General features: G+C 60.9%; 5 protein-coding genes. All 5 read right to left on the reverse strand.

Translation table 11 applies throughout. The features are described 5' to 3' along the window. Positions 1 to 303: 303 nt before the first annotated feature. The 5 genes from ppdK to Q7L05_RS16745 all read right to left on the reverse strand — a co-directional run bounded on the left by ppdK (position 304) and on the right by Q7L05_RS16745 (position 5,978). Positions 304 to 3,072, reverse strand: coding sequence for a pyruvate, phosphate dikinase (gene ppdK, locus Q7L05_RS16725; protein WP_303909347.1), 2,769 nt, complete (start codon positions 3,070 to 3,072; stop codon positions 304 to 306). Positions 3,073 to 3,324: 252 nt separating this feature from the next. Next, positions 3,325 to 4,338, reverse strand: a complete 1,014-nt coding sequence (locus tag Q7L05_RS16730; RefSeq protein WP_303909348.1) for a 2Fe-2S iron-sulfur cluster-binding protein — start codon at positions 4,336 to 4,338, stop codon at positions 3,325 to 3,327. A gap of 196 nt (positions 4,339 to 4,534) precedes the next feature. Next, positions 4,535 to 4,966, reverse strand: a complete 432-nt coding sequence (locus Q7L05_RS16735) for a hypothetical protein (RefSeq protein WP_303909350.1) — start codon at positions 4,964 to 4,966, stop codon at positions 4,535 to 4,537. A gap of 219 nt (positions 4,967 to 5,185) precedes the next feature. After that, positions 5,186 to 5,470: a hypothetical protein gene (locus Q7L05_RS16740; protein ID WP_092994879.1), complete on the reverse strand. Its 285-nt coding sequence runs from the start codon at positions 5,468 to 5,470 to the stop codon at positions 5,186 to 5,188. 100 nt (positions 5,471 to 5,570) lie between these two features. Then, positions 5,571 to 5,978 (reverse strand): M67 family metallopeptidase, encoded by a 408-nt coding sequence (locus Q7L05_RS16745; protein ID WP_303909354.1) that lies wholly within the window; start codon positions 5,976 to 5,978, stop codon positions 5,571 to 5,573. Between the last annotated feature and the right edge of the window lie 157 nt (positions 5,979 to 6,135).

The following is a 6,135-nucleotide window of genomic DNA, read 5'->3' on the forward strand; positions in this document are numbered from 1 at the left end:
CGTCACCGATTCGGGCCTGCGCAGCAGGGGGTACGGCTCGCAATGACGGCTAAGTTCGTCATTGATTTAGGGCCGCGCAGCGGCCGGTAGCCTCGCAATGACGGCAAAATGTTCGCCACTGATTCGGGCCTGTATAGCAGGGAACACAACTCGCAGTGACGGCCAACGTTCGTCGTTGAATCAGAGCCGAAGCGGCGGGTCGGCTCATAAGGCGCACTTTTCCAAGGCACTAGCATGCTTCCAACGTCAAAAAAGTATAGACGGGACCCGGCTGCCGCGAGACGGTCCTCCAATGGACGGAAACTACTGATATTCCTCCTCCGTCAGCCTGGCCTGGGCGGCGGCCAGACGCGCCACCGGAACCCGCGGGGCCGAGCAGGAGACATACGAGAGGTCGATGTGATGGCAGTGTCGAATGGAGGCGGGATGGCCGCCGTGCTCACCGCAGATCCCCACTTTCAAATCTGGGCGAACCTTGCGTCCATCCTTCACGGCGATCTCCATCAGTTTCAGCACACCGTTGTAATCAAGCGCCTCGAAGGGGTTGTCCCTGAGGATCCCGCGCGCAATGTACTGCGGCAGGAATTTGTTCTCGGCATCCTCACGGGAGAAGGAGAAGGCGGCCTGCGTCAGGTCGTTGGTCCCGAAGGAGAAGAAGTCGGCGTATCCCGCTATCCGCTCCGCGCGCAGCGTGGAACGTACCGTCTCCATCATGGTTCCGAAGCGATAGTTGAGGGAAACGTCGTAGTGCCTCTCCACCTGCTGCTGCACCTCTTCGGTGTACTGCTTGACGATCTTCAGCTCCTCGGGACTGATAACCTGCGGCACCATGATTTCGGGGATCACGTCGATCCCCTCCCGCTGGAGTTCCGCCGCCGCCTCGAGTACCGCCTGGATCTGCATGCGGTAGATTTCGGGATAGGTAATCCCGAGCCGCACACCGCGGTGCCCCAACATCGGGTTGACCTCATAGAGCACCCGTACCTTGTTAAGCATCTGGCGCTTTTTGGCGATGGCTTCGGCCACCAACTCGGCATTGAGCACATCAAAAGGCGCCGGCATGTCCGTGTGCCGGGCCCCGGGTCGCAAGAGACGCAGGCTGCCCACCAACTCGCCCACTCCCTGCATGGTGACATGCAGTTTCTGCAGGTGCTCAAGCTCCTCGAGCAACTGCGCCTCGGTGGGCAGGAATTCATGCATCGGCGGGTCAAGCAGGCGCACCGTGACCGGTCGTGGCGACATCACCCGGAAGATCTCCTTGAAGTCGCCGCGCTGCATGGGCAGGAGCTTATCGAGGGTGTCGCGACGCTCTTCCAGGGTATCGGCCAAAATCATCTCCACCACCACCGGAAGCCGATCCACCGCATTGAACATGCGCTCGGTACGGCATAGCCCGATGCCTTGCGCGCCGTAATCGACGGCCTTCTGGGCAGCCGCCGGGGTGTCGGCATTGGCCATGACCTTCAGGCGGGCGACGGCGTCGGACCAGGCCAGGAGGGTCTTCAGGTTATCGGAGAACTCCGGATCGACGGTAGCGATTTCGCCGATATAGACATTACCGGTGGTGCCGTCGATGGTGAGGGTGTCCCCCTCCTGGAAGGTGGTCTCGCCCACGGCCGCCATGCGCGCCTTGACGTTCACCACGATGCCCTCGGCGCCTGCCACGCAGGGCTTGCCCATTCCTCGGGCCACCACCGCTGCGTGGGAGGTCTTGCCGCCGCGGGAGGTGAGGATACCTTCGGAGGCAAAGAAGCCATGAATATCCTCCGGCTTGGTCTCCTCTCGAACCAGTATCACTTTCTGGCCGGCGCGCCCCAGCAGCTCGGCGCGATCGGCATCGAACACCGCCTTGCCCGCCGCAGCACCGGGCGAGGCCGGCAGGCCGGTGGCCACCGGCGTGCTCTTGTGCTCCGGATCGAGACGGGGATGGAGCAACTGCTCGAGCATGTCGGGCTCGACCCGCAACAGGGCCTCTTCACGGGAGAGCAGCCCCTCATTGGTCATCTCCACCGAGGTGCGCACCCGGGCGGCGGCATTCATCTTGCCGTTACGTGTCTGAAGGCAGTAGAGCGTGCCCCTCTCGATGGTGTACTCGAAATCCTGGACCTCCCGATAGTGGGATTCCAGCTTGTTGCGAAGCTCCACCAGCTGCCGATACATCTCCGGCATCTCGTCGGCCATCGCCGATACCGGCTTGGGTGTGCGGATGCCGGCCACCACGTCCTCGCCCTGGGCATTGACCAGATATTCGCCGAACATCACGTTCTCGCCGGTGCCCGGGTCGCGGGTGAAGCCCACGCCGGTGGCGCAGTCATTGCCCATGTTGCCGAACACCATAGTCACCACGTTGACGGCGGTGCCGTTGGCCATCTCCGGGGTGATATTGAACTGTCGGCGGTAATCCACAGCGCGCTTGCCCGTCCACGAGTTGAACACGGCCTTCACCGCCAACTCCAGCTGCTGGTAGGGGTCGCGGGGGAAGGGCCTTCCGGTCTGCTCCTCAACCACTTCCAGGAACAGGCGGCAGATCTCTTCGAGGTGCTCGGCGTCAAGCCCAATATCGGCCTTGACGCCTGCCTGGCGCTTGATGGCGTCGAAATGTTCATCGAAATGGGTATCGGCAATGCCAAGCGCCACATGGCCGAACAGCTGGATGAAGCGCCGATAGGCGTCCCATCCAAAGCGCTCATTCCCCGTCTGGTGAATGAGGCCGGAGAGGGTGTCTTCGTTCAGGCCCAGGTTGAGGATGGTGTCCATCATGCCCGGCATGGACATGGCCGAACCCGAGCGCACCGAGACCAGCAGCGGATTGTCGGCACCCCCGAAAACCTTGCCGGTCTGCTGCTCGAGTCTGCGGATGTGGGTGCGAATCTCATCCGGAAGCCCTTCAGGCAGCTGCCGCTCGGCATGCGCCAGGTAGTCCAGGCAGGCCTGGGTGGTGATAACGAAGCCGGGCGGGACATTCAAGCCGATCTGGGTCATCTCGCAGAGGTTGGCGCCCTTGCCGCCCAGGAGTTTTTTGTCTTTACCGTCACCTTCGCTGAAGGCGTACACCCATCGTTGTGCTGCCATGGATTTCCCTTTCATCACTGAATTGGGGACTCCGGAGCCAGAGCCCATGAACCCGATGTATCTACAGGAATTGGTTCGCTTAAAACGAAATCTAGCAGCAGATCGGCTTTGGGTAATTGTGGGAGCATGGCGGGAGATGAGGCAAAATTTTTCAATCTTGCGGGCGTAGCGATTGTGCCGCGCAAAAACGGCGGAGATTCGGACCGCCCTGCCGGGGTGCACGCCGGCCTTCAGGGCCGACAGGGCCGGTCGCTATCTGTCGGGCTGAAGCCCCGTCTGTGCCAAAGAGCTGTCGGATCCGTGCTCTCGGGACCCGGTCTCATACGAATAGACCCGAAGACGGCCGGAAGAGGCCACCCGGAGAGCCGCTTCGATTTCCGTCGAACAGGCGAGGTACCAGTCGGCATCATCCGGCGCGGCGCTGCAGATCGGCTCAGTGACTGCGGCGATCTCCAGCCCCGGGGTTCTATCGATGAGGAACACTTTGAAGTCGTCGAGGACGTCCCGCCAGGAGCGGCAGACATTCTCCAGATAGTGCCCACCCGGTTCCGCAATCCAGAAAAGACGGACCGGCACCTCCCGCTCCAGGGCAATAAAGTGCTCCACGAGGCTTTTAATCGGCGCGAAGCCGGTCCCTTCGGCAACCATGACCAGCGGTGCGGAAGAGGACTCTTCCAGCGTAAAGTTCCCGTAAGGACCCTCGATATTCAGGGAAGCTCCAGTGTCGGCATGTTCGTAAAGGTGCGCCGCTACCGGATCTTCGTCACGATGCAGTTGAAACTGGATAACCCGGCCGTTGCAGGGACAACTGCCCACTGCCGCCGGCCGACTTCCGACACCCTCAACGCTCAAGGTGACATACTGCCCGGCCAGGAAGCGCAAAGTCTGGGTACGGGGCGTCCGTACCTGGAGAAGAAGGTAATCACCAATCCGCCGCGCGCTGGCGATCCGGGCCCGGATTCGCTGATGCGGAATCTCGCCCGCTTCACCCGTATCAGCCACTTCAAGCACCACGTCCGAAGCTGGCGCGTTGGAGCAGAGCAGAATCGTATTGCGCAGTTTTTCCGCTTCAGAAATAACGTATTCATGACGAGACAGGAGATCGACATCTCCCGACAGGACCCGTGCCTTGCATTCGCCGCAACTCCCACCGGCACAGCTGTAGGGAAGGTTGACCCCCGAGCGCAATCCGGCATCAAGCAGGCTTTCGTGGGCCTCGGCGGTAAAGGTGCGGCCGCTCGGCAGTAGCTGGACACGGTAACTCACAATTTCTCCTTGCTCCTTTACTCTGCAGGTGATTATCCAATCCAGGGGACTACCCTTGGCCTGACGCCTTCGCGATGCAAATCGCCGCGAGAACGCGCCTCCTGCCCGGACCAATACGACCCCGTCAACCTAGGAGCCTGTCCAAGAATAGCGACTGCCACGAGGGCAAGGCTGTGAAACCCGACCTGCGACACCACTACCGATTCATTCGGGTCAATAACCAGCGGCTGAGGTCGGCAGCTATTTTACACTTTCCGGCATCATCGCTATTTTGCAGTTCAGTGAGTTGCTGAGCTACATCCTTGAGGAGCTTCTCGTATTTATCAGCCCGTCCTTCCGCCACGGAAAGCGCCGTGTTGCACTTTTTCAGTTGATTGGTGAGTGCATCGCGATCGGGGGTAACGGTCTCCCTGACCCGCCGCGAAAACGCACTGTTACGAATCAACTCCAGCCGCTCCATAATCGGCGACGCGTCGATGGCCAACTCCGGGAAACGCCCCTCCAGTTCTTCGAGGTCGAGCTTCCCCTCGAAGGTTTGAAGCCCGCCGTTCCGGATCAGCTCTTGCAGCTTACCGCGGCCAACGTTGAGCAGCCTTGCCGCCTTGGCGACGGGCACGAGATGCCCCATTGCTATGACTCCTCCGGCTTTCCGCGGCTATCACCATGGTTGTCCCCTGGACGCCAGCCTGGGAGCCTGTCCGGGAATAGCGACCGTCAGAGGGCAAGACTGATTGGCCGCAGTAGGTCAGCCTATTCTCGGACAGGCTTCCAGTGTCCATGCGGAAAAAACCGACCTTGAGGCGAAGCCCACCTCCGGCGGTGGACTGATGGAACATTCGGGGCCGGTTCAGTCACCGATCCACTGTTCGAGTGCATCGACGATTTTGCGTGCCTGATCCTTGCTCGAAATGTTGAATTTCGATTTCTGCTGATAGGCGCCGTGGCGCTTCTGATAGCGGCGAATCGTGTACTTTTCGGGACCGTATTCCTCCTTGGCACGATCCCAGTCCTGATAGCGATAAAGTATCGTCGCCCAGGCCCCCTTGGTGAGCACCACCTTGTCCAACTGCTTGGTTACCAGTAATCCGTCTTCGGTGAAATCCACCGAAAGTTCATCGACCGTTTCGGCCATTCCTTACCCCTCGATTTTTTTTGCAAAACAGGTTTACGGCAGCGTAACACGAAAGCGCCGGCCGGCGGTTTTCGAGCACACCCCGAGTCAAGAACGCACCCTACGAAACTTCCAGTTCCACATCCTCCACCCGGCCCTCGCGCAAGCGAAACCCCCGCATTTCCAGTACTCCCTTGGTGTCCAACGACACGATCAGATATAGCACCTCCGGATAGGAGGCCTCCTCCAGATCGATCGGCGACGGCAATGCCGGGGCATGCGGGTGGGAGTGATAGATGGCGAACAGGGATTGGCCGGCTTCCCGGATCGAGCGCATCGCATCGACCTGCTCCTTGGGGTCCATCTGAAACAGCGCATCGGGTCGGCGCGCAGCGTTTGCAACCGGGTAGACCCGCCGGGGCTCGCCCTCCGCCGCACCGATAAGGCCACAGACCTCGCTCTCCGGAGAGCTCTGCGCATGAGAAAGAATCTGATTGACGATGGTGCGGGGAATTCGAATGGGCATCATGGTGTTTTTGGTTGCTGGTTGCTGGTTGCTGGTTGGATTATCGCGCCGGGGGCGGCCCTCCTACCAGGGGGGACGGAGCCACAACCCCGGTAGGAGGTGCGCCCCCGCGGCGATATTCGTCACGGAGGCCGTCGCGCCGGGGCGGCCCTCCTACCAG

Origin of the sequence: Thiohalomonas denitrificans (assembly GCF_016841685.1) — a bacterium.
In the GTDB taxonomy this organism is placed as follows: Bacteria; Pseudomonadota; Gammaproteobacteria; order Thiohalomonadales; family Thiohalomonadaceae; genus Thiohalomonas; species Thiohalomonas denitrificans_A.